Annotated in this window: 18 protein-coding genes; 8 read left to right on the top strand and 10 right to left on the bottom strand. The window is 70.6% G+C overall.

Translation table 11 applies throughout. From position 1 onward, the window contains the following. Positions 1-86: 86 nt before the first annotated feature. The 4 genes from ptsP to ABH926_RS02695 all read right to left on the bottom strand — a co-directional run bounded on the left by ptsP (position 87) and on the right by ABH926_RS02695 (position 2,934). Positions 87-1,883, bottom strand: coding sequence for a phosphoenolpyruvate--protein phosphotransferase (ptsP, locus tag ABH926_RS02710; protein ID WP_370363622.1), 1,797 nt, complete (start codon positions 1,881-1,883; stop codon positions 87-89). Next, the gene (locus ABH926_RS02705) at positions 1,876-2,145 is read right to left on the bottom strand and encodes an HPr family phosphocarrier protein (protein WP_370363621.1); all 270 of its coding nucleotides are present in this window, start codon (positions 2,143-2,145) and stop codon (positions 1,876-1,878) included. The genes ptsP and ABH926_RS02705 overlap by 8 nt, the downstream gene beginning before the upstream one ends. Positions 2,146-2,171: 26 nt before the next feature. Next, positions 2,172-2,621 carry a PTS glucose transporter subunit IIA gene (locus ABH926_RS02700; protein WP_370363820.1) on the bottom strand — a complete coding sequence of 150 codons (450 nt, stop codon included), beginning with the start codon at positions 2,619-2,621 and terminating at the stop codon, positions 2,172-2,174. 82 nt (positions 2,622-2,703) lie between these two features. Further along, positions 2,704-2,934 (bottom strand): glucose PTS transporter subunit EIIB, encoded by a 231-nt coding sequence (locus tag ABH926_RS02695; RefSeq protein WP_370363620.1) that lies wholly within the window; start codon positions 2,932-2,934, stop codon positions 2,704-2,706. Positions 2,935-3,139: 205 nt separating this feature from the next. On the opposite strand from ABH926_RS02695, the gene ABH926_RS02690 reads away from it, so the two are divergent. Both ABH926_RS02690 and ABH926_RS02685 read left to right on the top strand, forming a co-directional pair. After that, on the top strand, positions 3,140-3,898 hold the full coding sequence (locus ABH926_RS02690; RefSeq protein ID WP_370363619.1) for a GntR family transcriptional regulator: 759 nt from the start codon (positions 3,140-3,142) through the stop codon (positions 3,896-3,898). 80 nt (positions 3,899-3,978) lie between these two features. Further along, positions 3,979-5,304 carry a PTS transporter subunit EIIC gene (locus ABH926_RS02685; protein WP_370363618.1) on the top strand — a complete coding sequence of 442 codons (1,326 nt, stop codon included), beginning with the start codon at positions 3,979-3,981 and terminating at the stop codon, positions 5,302-5,304. 48 nt (positions 5,305-5,352) lie between these two features. On the opposite strand, the gene ABH926_RS02680 is transcribed toward ABH926_RS02685, so the two are convergent. Next, entirely contained in the window at positions 5,353-6,828 is a 1,476-nt protein-coding gene (locus tag ABH926_RS02680; RefSeq protein ID WP_370363617.1) for a peptidoglycan D,D-transpeptidase FtsI family protein, read from the bottom strand. 165 nt (positions 6,829-6,993) lie between these two features. Between ABH926_RS02680 and ABH926_RS02675 the strand changes: the two genes are divergently transcribed. The 3 genes from ABH926_RS02675 (at position 6,994) to ABH926_RS02665 (ending at position 10,520) form a co-directional block, all read left to right on the top strand. Further along, a complete protein-coding gene (locus ABH926_RS02675) occupies positions 6,994-7,692 on the top strand; it encodes a copper homeostasis protein CutC (protein ID WP_370363616.1) in 699 nt (232 codons plus the stop codon). Between the two features lie 102 nt (positions 7,693-7,794). After that, positions 7,795-8,127, top strand: a complete 333-nt coding sequence (locus ABH926_RS02670) for an antibiotic biosynthesis monooxygenase (protein ID WP_370363614.1) — start codon at positions 7,795-7,797, stop codon at positions 8,125-8,127. A gap of 239 nt (positions 8,128-8,366) precedes the next feature. Further along, on the top strand, positions 8,367-10,520 hold the full coding sequence (locus tag ABH926_RS02665) for an AAA family ATPase (RefSeq protein WP_370363613.1): 2,154 nt from the start codon (positions 8,367-8,369) through the stop codon (positions 10,518-10,520). Positions 10,521-10,577: 57 nt separating this feature from the next. Here the strand turns inward: ABH926_RS02665 and ABH926_RS02660 are convergent, their stop codons facing one another. The 3 genes from ABH926_RS02660 to ABH926_RS02650 all read right to left on the bottom strand — a co-directional run bounded on the left by ABH926_RS02660 (position 10,578) and on the right by ABH926_RS02650 (position 15,053). Then, positions 10,578-12,224 carry a DNA repair helicase XPB gene (locus ABH926_RS02660; protein ID WP_370363612.1) on the bottom strand — a complete coding sequence of 549 codons (1,647 nt, stop codon included), beginning with the start codon at positions 12,222-12,224 and terminating at the stop codon, positions 10,578-10,580. A 202-nt stretch (positions 12,225-12,426) separates the two neighbouring features. Next, complete coding sequence (locus ABH926_RS02655) at positions 12,427-13,905, bottom strand: beta-N-acetylhexosaminidase (protein ID WP_370363611.1); 1,479 nt, start codon at positions 13,903-13,905, stop codon at positions 12,427-12,429. A 92-nt stretch (positions 13,906-13,997) separates the two neighbouring features. Continuing rightward, entirely contained in the window at positions 13,998-15,053 is a 1,056-nt protein-coding gene (locus ABH926_RS02650) for a hypothetical protein (RefSeq protein WP_370363610.1), read from the bottom strand. Between the two features lie 141 nt (positions 15,054-15,194). Here ABH926_RS02650 and ABH926_RS02645 point away from each other — a divergent pair, with 141 nt between their 5' ends. Continuing rightward, entirely contained in the window at positions 15,195-15,641 is a 447-nt protein-coding gene (locus tag ABH926_RS02645) for a MarR family winged helix-turn-helix transcriptional regulator (protein WP_370363819.1), read from the top strand. Positions 15,642-15,741: 100 nt separating this feature from the next. Beyond that, positions 15,742-16,125: a hypothetical protein gene (locus ABH926_RS02640; RefSeq protein ID WP_370335327.1), complete on the top strand. Its 384-nt coding sequence runs from the start codon at positions 15,742-15,744 to the stop codon at positions 16,123-16,125. Between the two features lie 37 nt (positions 16,126-16,162). Here the strand turns inward: ABH926_RS02640 and ABH926_RS02635 are convergent, their stop codons facing one another. Continuing rightward, the gene (locus tag ABH926_RS02635) at positions 16,163-16,843 is read right to left on the bottom strand and encodes a TetR/AcrR family transcriptional regulator (RefSeq protein ID WP_370363609.1); all 681 of its coding nucleotides are present in this window, start codon (positions 16,841-16,843) and stop codon (positions 16,163-16,165) included. A 124-nt stretch (positions 16,844-16,967) separates the two neighbouring features. On the opposite strand from ABH926_RS02635, the gene ABH926_RS02630 reads away from it, so the two are divergent. After that, the gene (locus ABH926_RS02630) at positions 16,968-18,545 is read left to right on the top strand and encodes an MDR family MFS transporter (RefSeq protein ID WP_370363608.1); all 1,578 of its coding nucleotides are present in this window, start codon (positions 16,968-16,970) and stop codon (positions 18,543-18,545) included. Here the strand turns inward: ABH926_RS02630 and ABH926_RS02625 are convergent. After that, positions 18,542-19,153, bottom strand: coding sequence for a hypothetical protein (locus ABH926_RS02625; RefSeq protein WP_370363607.1), 612 nt, complete (start codon positions 19,151-19,153; stop codon positions 18,542-18,544). The two genes, ABH926_RS02630 and ABH926_RS02625, sit on opposite strands and share 4 nt — an antisense overlap. Positions 19,154-19,195 lie beyond the last annotated feature (42 nt).

The following is a 19,195-nucleotide window of genomic DNA, read 5'->3' as shown; positions in this document are numbered from 1 at the left end:
CGCAGCCTACGCCGATCGATCACGACCGCAACGCCGCCGGCTGAGGTCCGCGGCGATACCGGCGTCGGGGCCGTGGTGCCGACGGCTCAGGCCCCGGCGGCCCGGCGCGCGTCCCGGGCCGTGGCCGCTCCGGTCGCCCGCGCCGCCATCGCCTGGCACTCCTTGAGCGTCCGCGCCGCCAGTGCGCCGCGCACCTCCGCGATCGCCGAGGGCGCCATCGACAGCGAGCGCACCCCCAGCCCGACCAGCACGCAGGCCAGCAGCGGGTCGGCGGCGGCCTCCCCGCACACCCCGGCCGGCTTGCCCGCCGCCGCGCCCGCGGCGCCGGCCGCGCCGACCAGCTTCAGCACCGCCGGGTGCCACGGGTCCTGCAGCGGCCCCACCGCGCCGAGCATGCGGTCGGCGGCCATCGTGTACTGCGTCAGGTCGTTGGTGCCGAGGGAGACGAAGCCGGTGCGGCCGGCCAGGATCGGGCCCGCGGTCAGCGCCGAGGCCGGGGTCTCGACCATGATCCCGACCCGGCCGGCGGCCACGTCCAGGCCGCAGGCGGCGGCCAGGTCGCAGAACCACTCCGCCTCGGGCAGCTCGTCGACCATCGGGGCCATCACCCACACCTCGGGCGCGCTGGTCCCGGCCGCTTCCCGGACGGCCAGCAGCTGGGTGCGCAGGATCGCCTCGTTGCGCCCCTCGAAGGCGCGGAACGCCCGCAGGCCGCGAACGCCCAGCGCCGGGTTCGGCTCCTCGCCCAGCGGGACGAACGGCAGCGGCTTGTCCGCCCCGGCGTCCAGGGTCCGCACCACCACCCGCGCGTCCGCGCCGAACCCGTCGAAGACCTCCTTGTACACCTTGACCTGGGCCTCGAAGGACGGCGGCGCGTCCGAGTCCAGATACAGGAACTCGGTCCGGAACAGCCCCACGCCCTCCGCGCCGGCCGCCAGCGCCTCCGGCACGTCCTCGGGGCCCCCGATGTTCGCCAGCAGCTTCACCGCGGTGCCGTCGGAGGTCCGTCCCGGCCCGGTCCGCGCGGCAGCGGCCGCCGCCGCGCAGCTGCGCGCGACCGCCGCCTCCATCGCCTCGGTCGAGGGGTTCGCGACCACGGTCCCGGCCGCGGCGTCCACCAGGACCGGCGTGCCGTCGGCCAGCGCCAGCACGCCGGCCGCGCCGACGACGGCCGGGATGCCCATGGCGCGCGCCAGGATCGCGGTGTGCGAGGTCGGGCCGCCCTCGGCGGTGACCAGGGCCAGCACCAGGCGCCGGTCCAGCAGCGCGGTGTCGGCCGGGGCCAGGTCGGCGGCGAGCAGGACGTACGGCTCGTCCCGGCGCGGCAGTCCCGGCATCGGCACGCCGGAGGCGACGGCGACCGCGCGGGCCGCGATGTCGTCGAGGTCGGCGACCCGGCCGGCCATGTAGTCGCCGAGCGCGGCCAGCGTGTCGTGGAACTCGGCGAAGGTCTCGTGGATGGCCCGGGCCGCGCTCAGGCCGGCGGCGGTGCGGCCGGTGACGCCGTCCGCCAGCTCCGGGTCCTCGGCCATCATGGCCTGGGCCTCCAGCACGTCGGCGGTGGCGCCGCCGGCCGCCGTGCCGCGGGCGCGCAGGTCGGCGGCCACCGCCGCCAGGGCGGCCAGGGCCGCGGCGCGCTCCCGGCCGGGGTCGCCGGGGTCGCCGGGGTCGCCGGGGTCGCCGGGGTCGCCGGGGGCCGGCCCGGCCGCCGGCTCCGGCGGCGCCTGACCCATGCGGGCGACCGGGCCGGCCACCGCGGCGGTGCCGACCCCGACCCCCTCGTACCGGTCCTGCGCCGGACGGTCCGGGCGGTCCGAACAGTCCGAGTGGTCAGGATGGTCCGGGTTGTCTGGACCGTCCCGGCCCGGCGCCCCGTCAGCCATCGAGGTCGGTCTCCAGCAGGTCGGCCAGTTCGTCCACGGCTCGCGCCGCGCCCTCGCCCTCGGCCGCGGCCAGCGTCACCCGCTCCCCGCCGCGCACGTCCAGGGACATCACCGCGAGCATCGACTTGGCGTTCACCGGCTTGCCGCCGTCCCTGGCCAGGGTCACCGGGACCGGCTGCTCGCCGGCCTTCTTCACGAAGACCGCCGCCGGGCGGGCGTGCAGCCCCACCTTGGAGGCCACGGTCACGGTGCGCTGGGGCATGTCAAGGTCCTTAATCATCGGGCGGGTCAGCGCCAGTGGAACAGCTCGTCGCCGGCGCACACGGCGCCGTTGACGATCGCGTCGATGGCCGCGGACTCCGCGTCCAGCGCGATCACCGGGCTCACCGGCGACAGCCCGCCGGCCTCGACCTCGGCCGGGTTCCAGGTGACGATCGGCTGGCCGGCCCGCAGCAGCTCGCCCTCGATCGCGATCAGCTCGAAGCCGCGGCCCTCCAGGTTCACCGTGTCGATGCCCAGGTGGACCAGCACGCCGCGGCCGTCGGCGGACTGCACGACGAAGGCGTGCGGCTTGAGCTTGAGCAGCCGGCCGGCGATCGGGGCCACGGCGACCTGCGGCGCGCGCCGGGGGTCGACGGCGGCGCCGGGGCCCACCAGGGATCCGGCGAACACCGGGTCGGGGACCTCGGTCAGGCCGATCGCGGTGCCGGTCAGCGGGGAGGAGATGTAGATGTCCATGGTGCTCACTCGTGGTACTCGGGGCGCTGGACGCCGATGGGTGCGCACGCGCAAGGGGGCCGATGCCTGATCCGCCCCGGCGCTACATCAGGTCCTCGATGTCGTTGGCGATCGCGTCGGCCTCCGGGCCGACCACCACCTGGACGTTGTTCCCGACCTTCATGACCCCGTGGGCGCCCGCCGCCCGCAGGGCGGCCTCGTTGACTTTGGAGCCGTCCCGTACCTCGGTGCGCAGCCGGGTGATGCAGGGCTCCAGCTCGACGATGTTGTCGGCGCCGCCCAGTCCGGCGATGATCTGCTCGGCCTTGCTCACGGCAACTCTCCTTAATCCGCCGGGCCCGCCGTATGGCGGGCCCGGGTTGCTGACAACTCGGACATTATCCCACTAAACAGTCAAAGGCTTGATGACCACCGGCCCGCTGCGCCGTATGTGGAGCCGGCCGGCGCACGGGTCGGTGGTGGTACGACGCCTGCCAGTAGTTGACACCGATGTGGCGCCGGTGGTCTAGTCCGGTGACATGAGCGAAGAGCCCGCGGGCATCGACCCGACCAGCTCCGTGCCCAAGCACCTGCAGCTCAAGGACCTGCTGGGGCGGATGATCTCAGAAGGTCTGACACCCGGATCGCCGATCCCCTCCGAGCGCGATCTCGCCGAGCAGCACGGTCTGAGCCGGATGACGGTGCGTCAGGCGATCAACGCGCTCGTCGCCGACGGCCGCCTGGAGCGGCGTCTGGGCCGCGGCACCTTCGTCGCGCAGCCGAAGATGGACGTGCAGATCCGTCTGGTCGGCTTCACCGAGGACATGCGCCGGCGCGGGATGACCGCGAGTTCGCGCACGCTGTCCTTCGAGCGCATCCACGCCTCCAGCGCGCTGGCCGGCCATCTGGAGGTGGAATCCGGCGAGCCGGTGGTCCGCCTGGTGCGGCTGCGCTATGCCGACGGCATTCCTATGGCCATCGAGCGCACGCATCTGCCGGAGCGAATCGTGCCAGGGCTCGTGGAAGCCGGGGCGCCGGAGTCGTTGTACCAGTATCTGGCCGACGAGTATGGGATCGTACTTACCTGGGGTGAACAGTCGATCGAAGCCGCCACCACCGCCGCCGAGGACGCGCCGCTTCTCGGGATTCGCTCTGACGGCGTAGTCCTGATCATGGCGAGGCGGTCCTTTGCGGAAGATGTGCAGGTGGAGTATGCGACGTCTGCGTATCGCGCCGACCGGTACCAGCTGTGGGTGCCGCTCGCGCAGGCCGCGCGTCCGATCGTCCGCAACCCTTAACCGGGCGGGGAACTGGCCGGCGGATCGCCGGTAGCGGCTGCGGGGCTTGGGACTACGTGGCACACCGAGAGGACCACCTGATGAGCGCAGAAGCCGCAGCGGCGGCCCCGAAGGAGCCGGGGTGGGGGAGCAAGGCCTTCGGCGTGCTGCAACGCATCGGCAAGTCCCTGATGCTGCCGATCGCCACCCTGCCCGCCGCGGGCCTGCTGGTCCGCTTCGGCCAGGACGACATGATCGGGCGCTTCCACAGCGTGTTCCTGAAGAACGTCGCGGCGGTCATGCTGGCCGGCGGCAACTCGCTGCTGAACAACCTGCCGGTGATCTTCGCCATCGGGGTGGCCATCGGCTTCGCCAAGAAGTCCGACGGCACCACCGCGGTCGCCGCCATCGTCGGCTACCTGGTCTACAACGCCGTCTCGATGCAGATGTTCGCCGGCTCCAAACTCAAGCCCCAGGTCCTGGGACTGGTGATCAGGAACCCCGACCAGAACGTGAACGCCCCGGTGCCGGCCGGCGGGCTGAAGTTCGGCCTGGACATGAACCAGCCGAACCCCACCGGCGTGCTCGGCGGCATCCTGGTCGGCATCTGCGCGGCGCTGCTGTGGCAGCGCTACTACCGGATCAAGCTGCCCACCTGGCTGGCCTTCTTCGGCGGCCGGCGCTTCGTCCCGATCATCACGGCCGTGGTGTGCCTGTTCCTGGGCGTCCTGATGGGCTGGATCTGGTCGCCGATCGGCCAGGGCATCAACGACATGTCGAACTGGATCACCCGCAACAGCTCGATCGGCCTGTTCTTCTACGGAACCCTGAACAGGGCCCTGATCCCCTTCGGCCTGCACCACATCCTGAACGCCTTCCCGTGGTTCCAGTTCGGCACCTATACCAACGCCAACGGCACGTTCCACGGGGACATCGCCCGCTTCCTGAACGGCGACCCCACCGCCGGCCTGTTCCAGACCGGCTTCTTCCCGGTCATGATGTTCGGCCTGCCCGGCGCGGCCCTGGCGATGTGGCGCTCGGCGCTGCCGGCCAAGCGCAAGGTGGCCGGCTCGATCCTGATCTCGGCGGCGCTGACCTCCTTCGTCACCGGCGTGACCGAGCCGCTGGAGTTCGCGTTCATGTTCGTCGCGCCTGTGCTGTACGTGATCCACGCCGTGCTCACCGGCATCTCGATGTCGCTGATGTGGAGTCTGGGCTGCAAGGACGGGTTCAACTTCTCCGCCGGGCTCATCGACTTCACGCTGAACTGGGGGAAGGCGACGAAGCCGTGGCTGATCCTGATCGTCGGGCCGATCTACTTCGTGGTCTACTACTTCCTTTTCATTTTCGCGATCAGGTTCTTGAACCTGAAGACACCCGGGCGCGAACCCGATCCCGAACTCGACGAGTTACCGGCTTCGCCTTAGCGAGGGGGCGGGGCGGGGCGGGACGTGACCCAGTCCCCTGATACAGCCCTAGCTCACGCCGAGTGCCGCCTTCAGCACCGCCGTCGCGACCGGGCCGGCGTACTGGGCGCCGGAGATGGTGTCGCGGACCGCGGGATTGTCGGTCTGGACCATCACCGCCACGGTGACGTGCTTGCCGTTGGCCGTGCCGTAGCAGACGAACCAGGCCAGCGGGTTCTGGTTCTGGCCGCGCTGCGCGGTGCCGGTCTTGGCGCCCATCTGCACGCCGTTGACCGCGTCCTGCTGCGCCGTGCCGTTGACGACGACGTTCTTCATCATGTCGTCCAGGGTGTTCGCGGTCGCCGGGCTCATCGCCTGGCTGAGCTGGTGCCGGTGGTCCTTGCCCTGGTAGGTCACGTGGCCGTTGGGCGCGGTCTCCTTGTCGACCAGATAGGGCTGCATGATGGCGCCGCCGTCGGCCACCGCCCCGGCGATCATCGCCGCCTGCAGCGGGGTGACCTGGGTGTCGTTCTGGCCGACCGAGGCCTGGGCCAGGGTGACCGAGTCGCTGCCGATCTGGCTGAAGGTGGGGAAGTTGGACTGCGCCACCGGCATCGGGACCTTCAGGCCCGGGGTGTTGAAGCCGAACTTCGCGGCGTACTGGGCCATGACCTGCGGGCCGAGTTTGTCGCCGATCCAGCCGTAGACGGAGTTGCAGGACTGCGCGAGCGCGGTCTTCAGGTCGGTGCCCGGGCAGTCGCCGTCCTCGTTGGGCAGCGTCGTGCCCGAACCGGACCAGGTCAGCGGGCCGCGCGGGGCGTCGGTCCGGCCGGTCTCGGTGAACTGGCCGGTGTCCAGCGCGGCGGCGGCGGTGACGATCTTGAAGACCGAGCCGGGCGGGTAGTTCTCGCCGATCGCGTGGTTGAGGTTCGGTTTGTCCTTCTGGGCGTCCAGGGCCTTGCCCGCGGCGGAGGCGGTGTCGCCGTCGTTCGACGCTATCCCGTTGGGGTCGAAGGCCGGGTTGGAGTACATCGCCAGGATCGCGCCGGTGGTCGGGTCCAGCGCCACCACGGAACCGGTCTTGCCGGTCAGCTTGCTGATGGCGGCCTGCTGGACCGCGTTCTGCAGCGTCAGCTGGACGTCGCCGCCCTTCTTGGACTTGCCGGTCAGGGTGTCCATGAAGTTGGCCACGGACTCCGAGCCGTCAGTGCCCGCGAGGTACTTGTCGAGGACGGACTCGATGTCCGAGGCCCCGTAGTCCATCGTCTTGTAGCCGGTGACGTTGGCGTAGTCGGCCTTGAGCGGGTACTGGCGCTGGTACTTGTACGACAGGCCGCCGGAGGGGACCGAGTCGGCGATGACCGTGCCGTCGGCCGTGAGGATCCGGCCTCGCGGGTAGGCGTAGGCGTCGTATTTGTTGCGGTCGTTGCCGGCGCGGGCCTTGTAGCTGCTCGCGTTGATCACCTGCAGGTAGTTCGAACTCGCCAGCAGGCAGGCGATGAGCAGGAAGCAGAATATGGCCACCCGCCTGATCGGCTTGTTCACGATCCGTACCCGCTCACCTAGTAGTCGTCCAGTAGTTGTCTTCGTCGTCTTCGGGGATGCCGCCCGTCGCGATACTTGACGCGGTGACGGCCCGAATCCGTTGTCAGCCGACACGCCCCGCCCCGTGCTCGTCTCCGATCACCGATCCATGGCAGGCTGCCACCTATGTCTGATCCGACGCCCCTGCTCGAAGTCATCGCCGTCGACGCCGTCGACGCCCGCGCCGCCGTGGCCGGCGGGGCCGACCGCCTGGAACTCGTCTCGGCGATGGAGTACTTCGGCTTCGACCCGTCCCTTGAGACCTTCGAGGCGATCCGCGAGGCCGTGGACGTCCCGCTGCGGGTGATGATCCGGCGTCGCGACGGCTTCTCGGCCGGCGGGGTGCAGGGTGTGGCAGAGCTCGTGCACGCGGCCGAGGCGCTGCGGCGGGCCGGCGCGGACGAGTTCGTCCTCGGGTGGCTGGACACCGACGGCACGGTCGACGGGGAGGCCGTCCGCGCGGTCCTTGACGCCCTCGGCGGTGCGAAGTGGACGTTCCACAAAGCGATCGACGCCGCGTCGGACCGCGCGGCCGTGTATGACTCCGTGCGCCGGATGCCCGGTCTGGACACCGTGCTCACCTCGGGCGGATTCAAAGCCGCCGGCGACGGGATCGAGGTGCTGCGGGCCGAGGCCGAGCGGGAGCGGGCGGCCGGCGGACCGCGGGTACTGGTCGGCGGCGGCCTGACGCAGGAGGCGCTGGCGCCGCTGCGGGCTGCGGGGCTGGACGCGTTCCACGTGGGGACCGCGGTGCGCGCGTCGGGGACGTGGGACTCGCCGGTTGACGCGGAGAAGGTCGCCGCGTGGCGCAAGCTGCTGGAGTAGGGGCCGGGGTGATCGGCGCCGACCGATCATAGAGAGATCGTTTCTGTCAGACTGGCGGCCCTGTGCTGTGTCCTGCTGTGTCTCGACGGAAGGGCTGACCCGATGTCCACGCGTCCCGCGGAAACACCTGAGCCGCCGTACTACATGGTCGTGTTCGCCTCGCAGCGCACCGAGGGCGACAACGGCTACCCCGAGGCGGCCGCGCGCATGGCTGAGCTCGTCACGCAGCAGCCCGGTTTCCTCGGCGCGGACTCCACGCGCGACGCGAACGGCTTCGGGATCACCGTCGCGTACTTCTCCGACGAGGAGTCCATCAAGCAGTGGCGGGTCCACCCCGACCACACCGAGACCCGCAACGAGGGCCGGGCTTCGTGGTACCAGCACCTCGCGGTGCATGTCGGGAAGGTCGAACGGGCCTACCGCTGGGACCGGTGAGCCGGGGAGTCCGGCACCGGTGAGGCCGGGGAAGCCGGGGCCGGTGAGGCCGGAGCCGGGCGCCGTCAGCACGGTCGTTCATCCCCCGGCCATGTGCTAGGCTACTTCGCCTTGCCCGGCACGTACGGCGGTCCCGCCCCTTACGGCACCGCTCGGACCTCTGCCTGAAGAACCTCCAACGCGTCCCGCGCCGATCCGGCGTGCGCGCGTTCCTTCCTCTACTTCTTCAGGAGTCCGGCATGCCCGAAACCAGTGACGCCGCCGATCCCGTCGTGCTCGCCGAGCAGTCCCACCTCGAGGACTCCCGCTCGGCGCTCAAGGCGATGCGCGACGAGGCACTGACCCTGCGAGCCCAGGGCGGCAACGCCGTCTCGACCGAGAACCTGCTGGCCGCCCTGCGCTCCCGGGCCAAGGCGCTGATGGACGATCCGAACGTCCCGCTCTTCTTCGGCCGCCTCGACTACGGCGACACCCCCGACGCCGGCGAGTTCCGCACCGAGCACTACTACATCGGCCGCCGCCACGTGCACGACGCGACCGGCGAGCCGATGGTCATCGACTGGCGCGCCCCGGTCTCGACCGCCTTCTACCGGGCCACGCCGAAGGTGCCGATGGGGCTGGACCGCCGCCGCCGCTTCGGCTTCGGCTTCGGGGCCATCACAGGGTACGAAGACGAGCCGCTGTCCGACCCCGCCGCCTCCGCCGCCCCGGCCGGCCAGCCGGGCGCGAGCCGGATCCTGACCGACGAGATCGAGCGCCCGCGCTCGGGGCCGATGCGCGACATCGTGTCGACGATCCAGCCGGAGCAGGACGAGATCGTCCGGGCGGATGTGAACGTGAGTGTGTGCGTGCAGGGCGCGCCTGGTACTGGGAAGACCGCGGTCGGTCTGCACCGTGTCGCGTTCCTGCTGTATGCGCATCGGGATCGGCTGCGGCGAGGCGGGTCTCTGGTTGTGGGGCCGAACAAGGAGTTCCTGAAGTACATCGAGCAGGTCCTGCCGGCGCTTGGCGAGATCGAGGTCGGGCAGACCACGGTCGATGATCTGGTGGCGCGCGTGAAAATCACTGCGACCGACCCGCCGGAGGCCGGTGTGGTCAAGGGCGATGCGCGGATGGCTGAGGTCTTACACAAGGCGATCTGGTCGCGCCTGCGGACGGCTCAGGAGGCGCTGCCGGACGGGATCATGATCGTGCGCGGTTCGCGGCGGTGGCGGGTTCCGGCGTATGAGATCGATGAGCTGATCGCGGCCACCAAGGAGCGCGATGTCCGTTATGGGGCCGGGCGGGCGATGCTCGCGCCGCGCATCGCGCACGCGGTTCTGTACCGGATGGAGGCCGCCGGGGAGACCACGGACGATCGCACGCAGAACGCTGTCGCGCGGACGAGCGAGGTGCGCAAGGCCGTGGACCTGCTGTGGCCGGCGATCGATCCGGTGAAGGTGGTGTTCGAGCTCTACTCCGATCCGGAGGTGCTGGCTGCTGCCGCCGAGGGGATCCTCACGGCTGAGGAGCAGGCTGCGGTCCTGTGGAGCGCGACGCGTCCGAAGGTGCCGCGGACTGCGGGGACAGCCAAATGGTCCAGTGCTGACGCGGTGCTCATCGATGAGGCGCACGATCAGCTCGATCGGCTGCCGTCGCTGGCGCATGTGGTTCTTGATGAGGCGCAGGATCTGTCGGCGATGCAGTATCGCGCGGTGGGGCGGCGGTGCTCGACGGGCAGCGTCACGGTGCTGGGGGACATCGCGCAGGGGACCACGCCGTGGGCGACGCCTTCTTGGGCGGAGACGCTGAAGCATTTGGGGAAGCCGGAGGCGGTGGTTGAGGAGCTGACGTTGGGGTTCCGGGTGCCGCGGCAGATCATTGATTTCGCGGCGAAGCTTCTGCCGGATGCCGCGCCGGGACTGTTGCCGCCGACGTCGGTTCGGCAGCAGGGTGGGGCGCTGGAGATTGATGCGGTCGGGAGTGACGCGGACCTTGTCGGTGCGATGGTCACTGCTGCGCAGCTTGCTTTGGAGTTTCAGGAGGGGTCGGTCGGTCTGATCACGGCTGATGCCCGGGTCGCGGAGGTCGCGGCGGCTTTGGACGCTGCTGGTGTGGAGCACTCGGTGCTTGGGGCGGAGCCTGCCGCTCCGGCGATCGAGGGGGCCAGCGAGACTGAGGCGGAGCTGGTCGAGTCGCTGCTGGCGGAGACTGTTGGGCCGCGGTTGGTCGTGGTGCCCGCGACGTTGGCCAAGGGTCTTGAGTACGACCAGGTTCTGGTGTTGGAGCCCGCTGAGATCGTCGCTGCTGAGCCGCGGGGGTTGCGGCGGTTGTATGTGGTGCTGACGCGTGCGGTTTCGCGGTTGCATGTGGTGCATTGCGCGGCGTTGCCGGCGCAGTTGGTGGGGGACTGACGTTACGTGTCACACGGTGGTCGGCTCATGCCGGCCGACCACCGTGCGCTGGCGCTACTAGATCTCCTTGCCGGCGAAAACGTCGTCCGCGTCGGCGATCCGGTACGCGTAGCCCTGCTCCGCCAGGAAGCGCTGTCGGTGCGCCGCGTACTCCTGGTCCACGGTGTCCCGGGACACCACGGCGTAGAAGCGGGCGCCTCGGCCGTCGGCCTTCGGGCGTAGCACGCGGCCCAGGCGCTGGGCCTCTTCCTGGCGGGAGCCGAAGGTGCCCGATACCTGGATGGCGACGCTGGCTTCGGGGAGGTCGACGGAGAAGTTCGCGACCTTGGAGACCACCAGGGTGGGGATCTCGCCGGTGCGGAAGCCTTCGTACAGGCGCTCGCGTTCCTTGACCGGGGTGGTGCCCTTCAGGACCGGGGCGTTCAGGCGTTCGCCGAGGTCGTCCAGCTGTTCCAGGTACTGGCCGATGACCAGGGTGGGTTCGCCGGCGTGCTTCTTCACCAGGGCTTCGACGAGTTTGGACTTGGTCGCCGTGGTCGAGGCCAGGCGGTACTTCTCCTCCGGTTCGGAGCTCGCGTAGCGGAGGCGTTCGTTGTCGGTGAGGGTGACGCGTACCTCTACGCAGTCCGCCGGGGCGATGTAGCCCTGGGCTTCGATGTCCTTCCAGGGGGCGTCGAAGCGCTTGGGGCCGATCAGGGAGAAGACCTCGCCTTCCAGGCCGTCTTCGCGGACCAGGGTGGCGGTCAGGCCGAGGCGGCGGCGGGACTGGATGTCGGCGGTGAAGCGGAAGACCGGGGCCGGCAGGAGGTGGACCTCGTCGTAGACGATCAGGCCCCAGTCGCGGGCGTCGAACAGTTCCAGGTTGGCGTAGACGCCCTTCGTCTTGCGGGTGAGGACCTGGTAGGTGGCGATGGTGACGGGGCGGATCTCCTTGCGGGCGCCCGAGTACTCGCCGATCTCGTCCTCGGTGAGGGTGGTGCGCTTGAGGAGTTCCTTGCGCCACTGGTGCACGCTGACCGTGTTGGTGACCAGGATCAGGGTCGTCGCCTCGACGCCGGCCATGGCCGCCGCGCCGACGATGGTCTTGCCCGCGCCGCAGGGGAGGACGACCACGCCGGAGCCGCCGTGGCGGAAGCCCTCGGCGGCCTCCTTCTGGTACGGGCGCAGGGTCCAGCCGTCCTCGCGCAGGGCGATGTCGTGGTGTTCGCCGTCCACGTAGCCGGCCAGGTCCTCGGCGGGCCAGCCGACCTTCAGCAGGACCTGCTTGAGGGTTCCGCGCTCGGAGGGGTGCACCTTGATGGTGTGCTCGTCGATGCGCTCGCCGATCAGCGGCTGCACCTTCTTGTGACGGACCACTTCCTCCAGGACCGGGACGTCGGTGGTCTCCAGGACCAGGCCGTGTGTCGGGTGCTGGAGCAGCCGGAGGCGGCCGTAGCGGTCCATGGTGTCGGCGATGTCGACGAGCAGGGAGTGCGGTACCGGGTAGCGGCTGTGGCGCAGCAGCGCGTCGATGACCTGCTCGGCGTCGTGGCCGGCGGCGCGGGCGTTCCACAAGGCCAGCGGGGTGACGCGGTAGGTGTGGATGTGCTCCGGGGACCGCTCCAGTTCGGCGAAGGGGGCGATGTCGCGGCGGCACTCCTCGGCCTGCGGATGGTCGATCTCGAGCAGGAGGGTCTTGTCGGACTGGACGATCAGGCAGGTCACGCATACCTCCGGGCGCGGCGCTTCGGTCGGGCGACGGGCATCCTTCTAGTGTCGCTCATTCCGGCGGGTCGGATGACCACAAGGCGCGGGAACTGGTGGGGGACTGCGTACAACAGCACCGGCGCGGTCGGGATTCCGACCGCGCCGGCTCGCTCGCTGACCGAACTAAGCAACCTCGCGACTGAGTAACCTCGCGGCCGGCCTACTCCGCGTTCGGGTCCTCCCGCCAGCGCGGCGCCGGCTGTTTCTGCCACGGGTGCGGGCCGTCCAGGGGCCGGTACTCCACCCCCAGCGCGTCCAGGCGCTCCAGGTGCTTCTCCAGGCGCGGCAGGAACTCCGCGAAGTCGCGTCCGGCGGTCGACCACACCGTCTCGCTGAACGCCGCCAGGCGCGGCCAGGCCTGGTAGTCGTGGACCCGGGCGTCCGGGATGTACTCGCTCCACAGGGTGGCCTCGGAGCCGATGACGTGCCCGGCGAGCTCCTCGGGCATGTCCTCGGGCACCGGCTCGAAGCTGTACGCGCGCTCCAGCGACGTCGGCGCGGCCCACGGGGCGCCCGGCTCGCCCTCGGCGTCGGACTGCCGGTAGTCGAAGTAGACCCAGTTGTAGGGGCTGGTCAGGGTGTCGTGGCCGCGCCGGGCGGCCTCGACCGCGCCCTCGGTGCCGCGCCAGGAGGACACGACGGTGCCCGGGAACAGCTCGCCCTCCAGGATCTCGTCCCAGCCGAGCAGCTTGCGGCCCTTGGCCGCGACGTGCTCGCTGAGCTGGTGCATGAACCAGGCCTGCAGGTCCTCCTCGGTCGCCAGGCCCAGCTCGGCCTTGCGGGCCTGGGCCCGCGCGCTGGCCTTCCACTCGTCCTTCGGGCACTCGTCGCCGCCGAGGCAGACGAACTCGCCCGGGAACAGGTCGCAGACCTCGTCCATGACGGTCTTGTAGAACTCGACGGTCGAGTCCTCCAGGTTCAGCACCGAGGTGGCGATCCCGAACTGCGTCCAGACCTCGCGCGGCTCCTGCGCGCTGGGGACGTCCTGGTTGCCGAGCTCCGGATAGGCCGCGATGGCGGCCGTGGAGTGCCCCGGGATGTCGATCTCGGGGACGATCGTGATGTGCCGCTCGGCGGCGTAGGTGACGATCTCGCGGATGTCGTCCTGGGTGTAGAAGCCGCCGTGCGGCCGGCCGTCGCCCACGGTCTCCCGGCGCCAGCCGCCGACCTCGGTGAGCTTCGGGTACTGCTTGATCTCGATGCGCCAGCCCTGGTCCTCGGTGAGGTGGAAGTGCAGGACGTTCAGCTTGTGCAGCGCCATCAGGTCCAGGAAGCGCAGGACGTCGCGCTTGGGCAGGAAGTGGCGGGCCACGTCCAGCATCGCGCCGCGCCAGCGGAAGCGCGGGGCGTCGGTGATGGTGACGTGCGGGAGCGGAAGGGACTTCCGGCTGGCGTCGGTGCGCAGCCCCTCGGGCGGCAGCAGCTGCTTCAGGGTCTGCTCGGCGTAGAACAGGCCCGCCTCGGTGCCGGTGAGGAACGTGATGCCGTCGTCGTCGATGGTGAGGTGGTAGCCCTCGGCGCCGAGTTCGGCGTGGCCGTCGGAGAAGTTCACGACGGTCGTGGCGTCGAACATGAGCTGGCCGGAGCCGGCCTGGATATGCAGGGGCTTCGGGATGATGGAGATCTCAGGCGCGTCCATGCGGACAAGATCTCACGGATCGTTCATCGATAAAACGAGAAGAGCTGACCGGCCAAAAAGGCCGGTCAGCAGGAATGAAACGGTGGGGATGCTCAGACTGCGACGAGTTCTTCCATCTCCGCTTCTGCTTCGGCTTCGGTCTCGATCTCCGGCATCCGGTTCCGGCGTTCGGCGATCGCCGCCGTGCCGACCGCCAGCGCGCCGACGCCGACCCAGCCGACCAATGTCCACGCGTGCCGCGCGACGCCGCTTCCGCCGAAGTACAGCAGGCTCCGCACGCCCTCGACGAGGCCCGCGCCGTTCCAGAACGCGTGCAGGCCGCCGAAGAAGCCGTTCTGCAGCTCGGGCTGGAACAGTCCGCCGGAACTGGTGAAGTTCAGCATCACGAACAGGACCATCATCACCAGCGTCGTCCACCGCTTCAGGAACGGGTGCAGGCCCACGCCGATCAACAGGATCGCGGCCGAGTACAGCCAGGCCAGTCCCCACACCCCGGCCAGACTGTGGTGTGCGAGGTGGAACACCGGGCCGGCCAGGGCCGCGCCGATCGCGCTGACCGCGGTCGCGGTGCCCAGAGCCAGGATCGTCTTGCGCTTCAGGGACCAGCCGGCGGCGCCCGCGCCGATCGCGGCGACGGCGCTGTAGGAACCGATGCTGACGGCGATCATCAGGAAGAAGGGCCCTGAGTCGGCCGGGTCGTCGGCGGTGGTCGGGGCGACGTCGGTGACCGTCAGCGGCTTGTCCTCGACCGCGGCGACCGTGGTGAAGACCTTGGTGGCGACGGTGGCCGAGGAGTCGCTGTTCCCCTCGGCTATGTACAGCTGGGGCTTGGCCGGGTCCGGGACGAACGCGCCGACCAGATCGCGGCTGTGCAGCCGCGCCACCGCGGCGTCGGTGCTCGGCAGCGTCGACACCTGGAGCGCGTCGCCGCCCTTGCTCTGGATCGCCTGCGCCACCGCGGCCACCTGCGGGCCCTGGCCGATCACGGCCACCTTCACGTGGTGCGGGTGGGGGACCATGAACGCGCTCATGTACGCCAGCCCCATCCCGACGCACATCAGGAGCGGGGTGATCAGGTGCACGAGGACGTGGCGGACCGAGGGGACCGCCGTCGTGGGCTGCTGGGCCGGATGCGTCGCCGGGTTCATCGGCTGGTGCCTTCTTCCTCCGAATATGGTTGCTAACTACAACCTAGCCATAGATGTACTATACAACTATCTGGAGGGAGTGAGACCGTGACCGGGAGTGAGACGCGTCACCGCGAGGCGGTGGACGCCATCCAGCGCGAGATGACGGTGTTCGCGCGGCGCGCGCGAGCCTTCGCCGGGCGGCTGCACCCGGAGCTGACCCTGGTGTCGTACACGCTGCTGGCGCACCTCGAGGACTCCGGCGGCTGTCTGGCCAAGGACCTGGCGGTGCGCTACGGCCTGGACAAGTCGACGGTCAGCCGCCAGGTGCAGGCGCTGGAGCGCCTCGGGTTCCTGGAGCGCCGGCCCGCGCCGGACGACCACCGCGCGCAGATGCTGCATCTGACGCCGGCCGGCGCCGGGATCCTGGCGCAGGTGACCGAGAGCCGGTACGCCGCCGTCGCCGAGCGGCTGACGGGCTGGGACGACGACGAGATCGCTCGGTTCGCCGAGCTTTTGATCCGCTACAACGCGGGTCCGGAGACGTCCGGTGACGATGCGATCACCCAGGAGTATTCCGACACTGACATCACCGAAACAGTGCACTGACCGCGTATCGTGCCCGGGCGGCGGCCCGCGCAGGCAAGGGTCTGTTTTGCACGTGCAAAGGGTCTGTGCATTTGCTGGTTCGGCGCTTACGCTGTGCAGGGTGGACGTGTCCCTGCTGGAGGCCTTCGAGCCGGTGGCCCATGACCTGCGTGCCGCGGGTCTGGACTGTCAGCTGGCGGAGGACCCGAACCCGGGCGAACCGGCGGCCGGCGCCACCGCCGTGCTGATCGTCTCCGGGGTGAAGGTGGGGCGGCTGACTCTCGGCGCGTCCGTGCTGGACACGGCTTCGCGCACGCTCTACCTGGCCGCGCAGACCCAGCGCCTGGTGCAGGGCAATCTCTCGATCGGCGGGCGGGTCATCGAGTGGCCGCCGTGCCTGCCGAGCCACGCGCATCCGATGATGGCCACCCGGGGGCAGCGGGCCCCGCTGTGGACCTGTCCGCTCGGCGGGGACGTGTCGGTGCCGATCGGGCGGCATCCGTAAGGGGAATCGCCGCCGCGGACGGTGACCGCGGCTCGCCTCAGCGCGGCGCGTAGGCCCGCAGGAAGAAGTCCACTCCCTGGGCGATCCGTCGCTCGAACTCCGCCTCGAAGTCCGCCTCCGGCGGGATCCGGCGCACCTCCGATCCGGCCGTCGAGGTCAGCTGGTGCGCCAGCAGGTCCGGGACGGCCAGGACCTCGGGGGGCACGTCGAGCAGTCCGGCCCGGGCCAGGGCGGACAGCAGCTTGTTCAGGCGTGGCATGGTGCGGCCGGGGCCGTTGGTGAACCAGCGCTGCTGGAGGTCGGGATGGTGCTCGGATTCGGAGTCGACCAGCTTGCGCAGGGCCACCAGCGGCCCGGTGTGGACGACGCGGACCCAGGCCCCGGTCAGCTGGAGCAGGGCGGCGCGCAGGTCCTCGGGGCCGGCGAGCTGTGAGGCGTCCGGGAAGTCGCGGTCCATCAGCGCCATGACATCCGCGACGGTGCGGTCCTGCACGTCGTCGGTCATCGCCATGAACAGGCGCTCTTTGTCGCCGAAGTGGTTGTAGACGGTTTGCTTCGAGACCTTCGCCTCGGCCGCGATCGCGTCGATGCCGGCGCGGGCGAAGCCCTCGCGCAGGAACACCGTGCCGGCGGCGTCCAGGATCGCCCGGCGCTTCCTCGGGTTGCCCTGGGGCTCGTCGGCGGTCGCGGACGTGGCGGTCGTGGCGGTCGCGGTCATGCGGTCATTCTCCTCGCCGGGCGGTCCGATTGCGGACTTGGACTCATCAGTCTAATCTCTTGGACTAGTCAGTCTAATTCTTTGGACTCATCAGTCCATCTCGCTGTCGTTCCGGGGAGGAACCATGAACGCTCAGCCAGCCGGCGACCGGCTGCCCCGCGAGTACCTGAAGATCGGCATCGCCCTGGTCCTGGGTGCCGCCATGGCGATGCTCGACGCGACCGTGATCGCCGTCGCGACCCGCACCCTGGCGGAGCGGTTCGGCTCGCCGCTGTCCACCGTGGCCTGGGTGTCCACGGCCTACCTGCTCACCATGTCCGTGGTGGTGCCGCTGGCCGGCTGGAGCATGGAGCGCTTCGGCGGGCGCCGGGTGTGGCTGCTCGGGGTGACCGCCTTCCTGGCCGGCTCGGTGCTGTGCGGCGCGGCGTGGTCGATCCCGAGCCTGATCGCCTTCCGGGTGCTGCAGGCGCTCGGCGGCGGCCTGATCCAGCCGGTCGGGCAGGCGCTGCTGGGCCGCAACGTCGGCCCGCGGCACATGGCCCGGGTGATGGCGGTGATGTCGGTGCCGCTGGCGCTGCTCCCGGTGCTGGGACCGGCGGTCGGCGGGCTGCTGCTGGCCGAGTGGGGGTGGCGGTGGATCTTCTTCATCAACGTGCCGATCGGTCTGCTCGCGATCGTGCTGGTGCGGCTCTGGGTCCCGGCCTCGGCCCCGGCTGCCGGATCGGCCGGCGGACCGGCTGCCGCCGCGCGGTTCGACGTCCGCGGCTTCGCCCTGATCTCCCCGGGACTGGCGGCACTGGTCTACGGCTGCTCGGCGGCCGGCGACCACGGCGGCTTCGCCTCGCCGGCCGCGTGGGGCCCGGTGCTCGGCGGGCTGGCGCTGGTGACGGCGTTCGTGGTCTACAGCCTGCGCACCAGGATCAAGCCGCTGGTCGACCTGCGTCTGTTCCGCGACAGGGCGTTCGCGGTCGCGATGCTCAACGCGGCCCTGATGGGCGCGACACTGTTCGGCGCGATGTTCCTGCTCCCGCTGTACTTCCAGCAGGCGCACGGCTTCTCACCGCTGCGCGCCGGCCTGGTGCTGGCGCCGCAGGGACTCGGGACGGCGATCTCGACCTTCGCCGCCGGCCGGCTGACCAACCGCACCGGACCACGCGTCCTGGTGATGACCGGCACCGCCGTGGCGACGGCCGCGACCCTGCCCTTCGCCCTGGTCGGCGCGCACACCTCGGCGGCCGCCCTGGCCGCGCCGCTGCTGCTGCGCGGACTGGGACTCGGCCTGGTGATGGCCCCGCTGATCGCCGCCGGCTACAGCACCCTGCGGCAGGAGTCGATCCCGCAGGCCACGACGACCTTCAACATCCTGAACCGGGTCGGCGGCTCGATCGGGACCGCGGTGCTGGCCGTGATCCTGGTGCGGGGGCTGGCCGGCGGGGCGCCGACGCCGGCGGGCGTCGCTTCCGCTTACGGCGCCACGTTCTGGTGGGCGCTGGCGTGCACGGCGGTGACGTTGGTGACGGCGGCCTTCCTGCCCGGGGCGAAGGGGATGCAGGCGGCGCTGGCCGCGGCCGCGGCACGGCAGGGTTCGGAGGCGGGAGCGGGCTCGGGCCGGGCGGTCGCCGATTCCGGCAGGCCCGGCAAGCCCGGCAGGCCCGGTAAGGCTGCCGAGCCGGCCGAATCCGCCGAACCTGTCAGCGCCTAAGCGTTCCCCGACTCCGGCCAGCTGGACCAATGCGTGTTCGGCGCCTGCGTCGGCCGGTACTCATGGGGGTTCCCGGTGTCCAGCACCTTCGCCAGGAGCTGGAACACCTCCTCCCGGCTCGGCCGCTCGACCAGCACGTCGGGGTGGTGCCAGGCCTCCAGGCGCAGAATCTCCGGCAGGTCCGGCGGGACCAGCGCGCGCAGTTCGCTCTCGTCGGCCAGCAGGAGGTCGCGGTGTTCGGGGACGAGTTCGCGGACCGCTTCGGCGAAGTACTCTCCGGGCGGCGCGTCGACCGCCAGGTCCTCGCCGCGGACCCGGATCGGGACGCCGCCGACGTAGTTCTCGTCGTCGTCGATCAGGTCCGCGATGTTCTCCACGCGGTTCAGCTGGCTGCCGGCGCGGATGCCGTAGCCGGTCAGGGCGTCGGTGACGCTGCGCGCCTTCGGGTTGAAGCCGACCGTCTCGAAGACCACGGCCCAGTGCTTGTCGTCGCGGTAGACGTGCAGGCGGACGTCGATCGCGGAGTAGAAGCCGTGGTCCAGGAACGGGAACGTGAAGTCCTGCGCCGAGGCTTCGATCTGGTCGAGGAACTGCTGTCCGAAGGTCACGCAAAAATCCTAGGTCACCGGGGCCCGGTCATCCGGCCCTGA

Source organism: Catenulispora sp. GP43, assembly GCF_041260665.1.
GTDB lineage: Bacteria > Actinomycetota > Actinomycetes > Streptomycetales > Catenulisporaceae > Catenulispora.
This window is presented reverse-complemented; position numbering and strand designations above follow the sequence as displayed.

Excerpts from the sequence above, each read along its gene's own strand:
- ptsP (WP_370363622.1), bottom strand. The coding sequence starts at position 1,883 with ATGGCTGACGGGGCGCCGGGCCGGGACGGTCCAGACAACCCGGACCAT.
- ABH926_RS02705 (WP_370363621.1), bottom strand. The coding sequence starts at position 2,145 with ATGCCCCAGCGCACCGTGACCGTGGCCTCCAAGGTGGGGCTGCACGCC.
- ABH926_RS02700 (WP_370363820.1), bottom strand. The coding sequence starts at position 2,621 with ATGGACATCTACATCTCCTCCCCGCTGACCGGCACCGCGATCGGCCTG.
- ABH926_RS02690 (WP_370363619.1), top strand. The coding sequence starts at position 3,140 with ATGAGCGAAGAGCCCGCGGGCATCGACCCGACCAGCTCCGTGCCCAAG.
- ABH926_RS02685 (WP_370363618.1), top strand. The coding sequence starts at position 3,979 with ATGAGCGCAGAAGCCGCAGCGGCGGCCCCGAAGGAGCCGGGGTGGGGG.
- ABH926_RS02675 (WP_370363616.1), top strand. The coding sequence starts at position 6,994 with ATGTCTGATCCGACGCCCCTGCTCGAAGTCATCGCCGTCGACGCCGTC.
- ABH926_RS02670 (WP_370363614.1), top strand. The coding sequence starts at position 7,795 with ATGTCCACGCGTCCCGCGGAAACACCTGAGCCGCCGTACTACATGGTC.
- ABH926_RS02665 (WP_370363613.1), top strand. The coding sequence starts at position 8,367 with ATGCCCGAAACCAGTGACGCCGCCGATCCCGTCGTGCTCGCCGAGCAG.
- ABH926_RS02655 (WP_370363611.1), bottom strand. The coding sequence starts at position 13,905 with ATGGACGCGCCTGAGATCTCCATCATCCCGAAGCCCCTGCATATCCAG.
- ABH926_RS02650 (WP_370363610.1), bottom strand. The coding sequence starts at position 15,053 with ATGAACCCGGCGACGCATCCGGCCCAGCAGCCCACGACGGCGGTCCCC.
- ABH926_RS02645 (WP_370363819.1), top strand. The coding sequence starts at position 15,195 with ATGACGGTGTTCGCGCGGCGCGCGCGAGCCTTCGCCGGGCGGCTGCAC.
- ABH926_RS02635 (WP_370363609.1), bottom strand. The coding sequence starts at position 16,843 with ATGACCGCGACCGCCACGACCGCCACGTCCGCGACCGCCGACGAGCCC.
- ABH926_RS02630 (WP_370363608.1), top strand. The coding sequence starts at position 16,968 with ATGAACGCTCAGCCAGCCGGCGACCGGCTGCCCCGCGAGTACCTGAAG.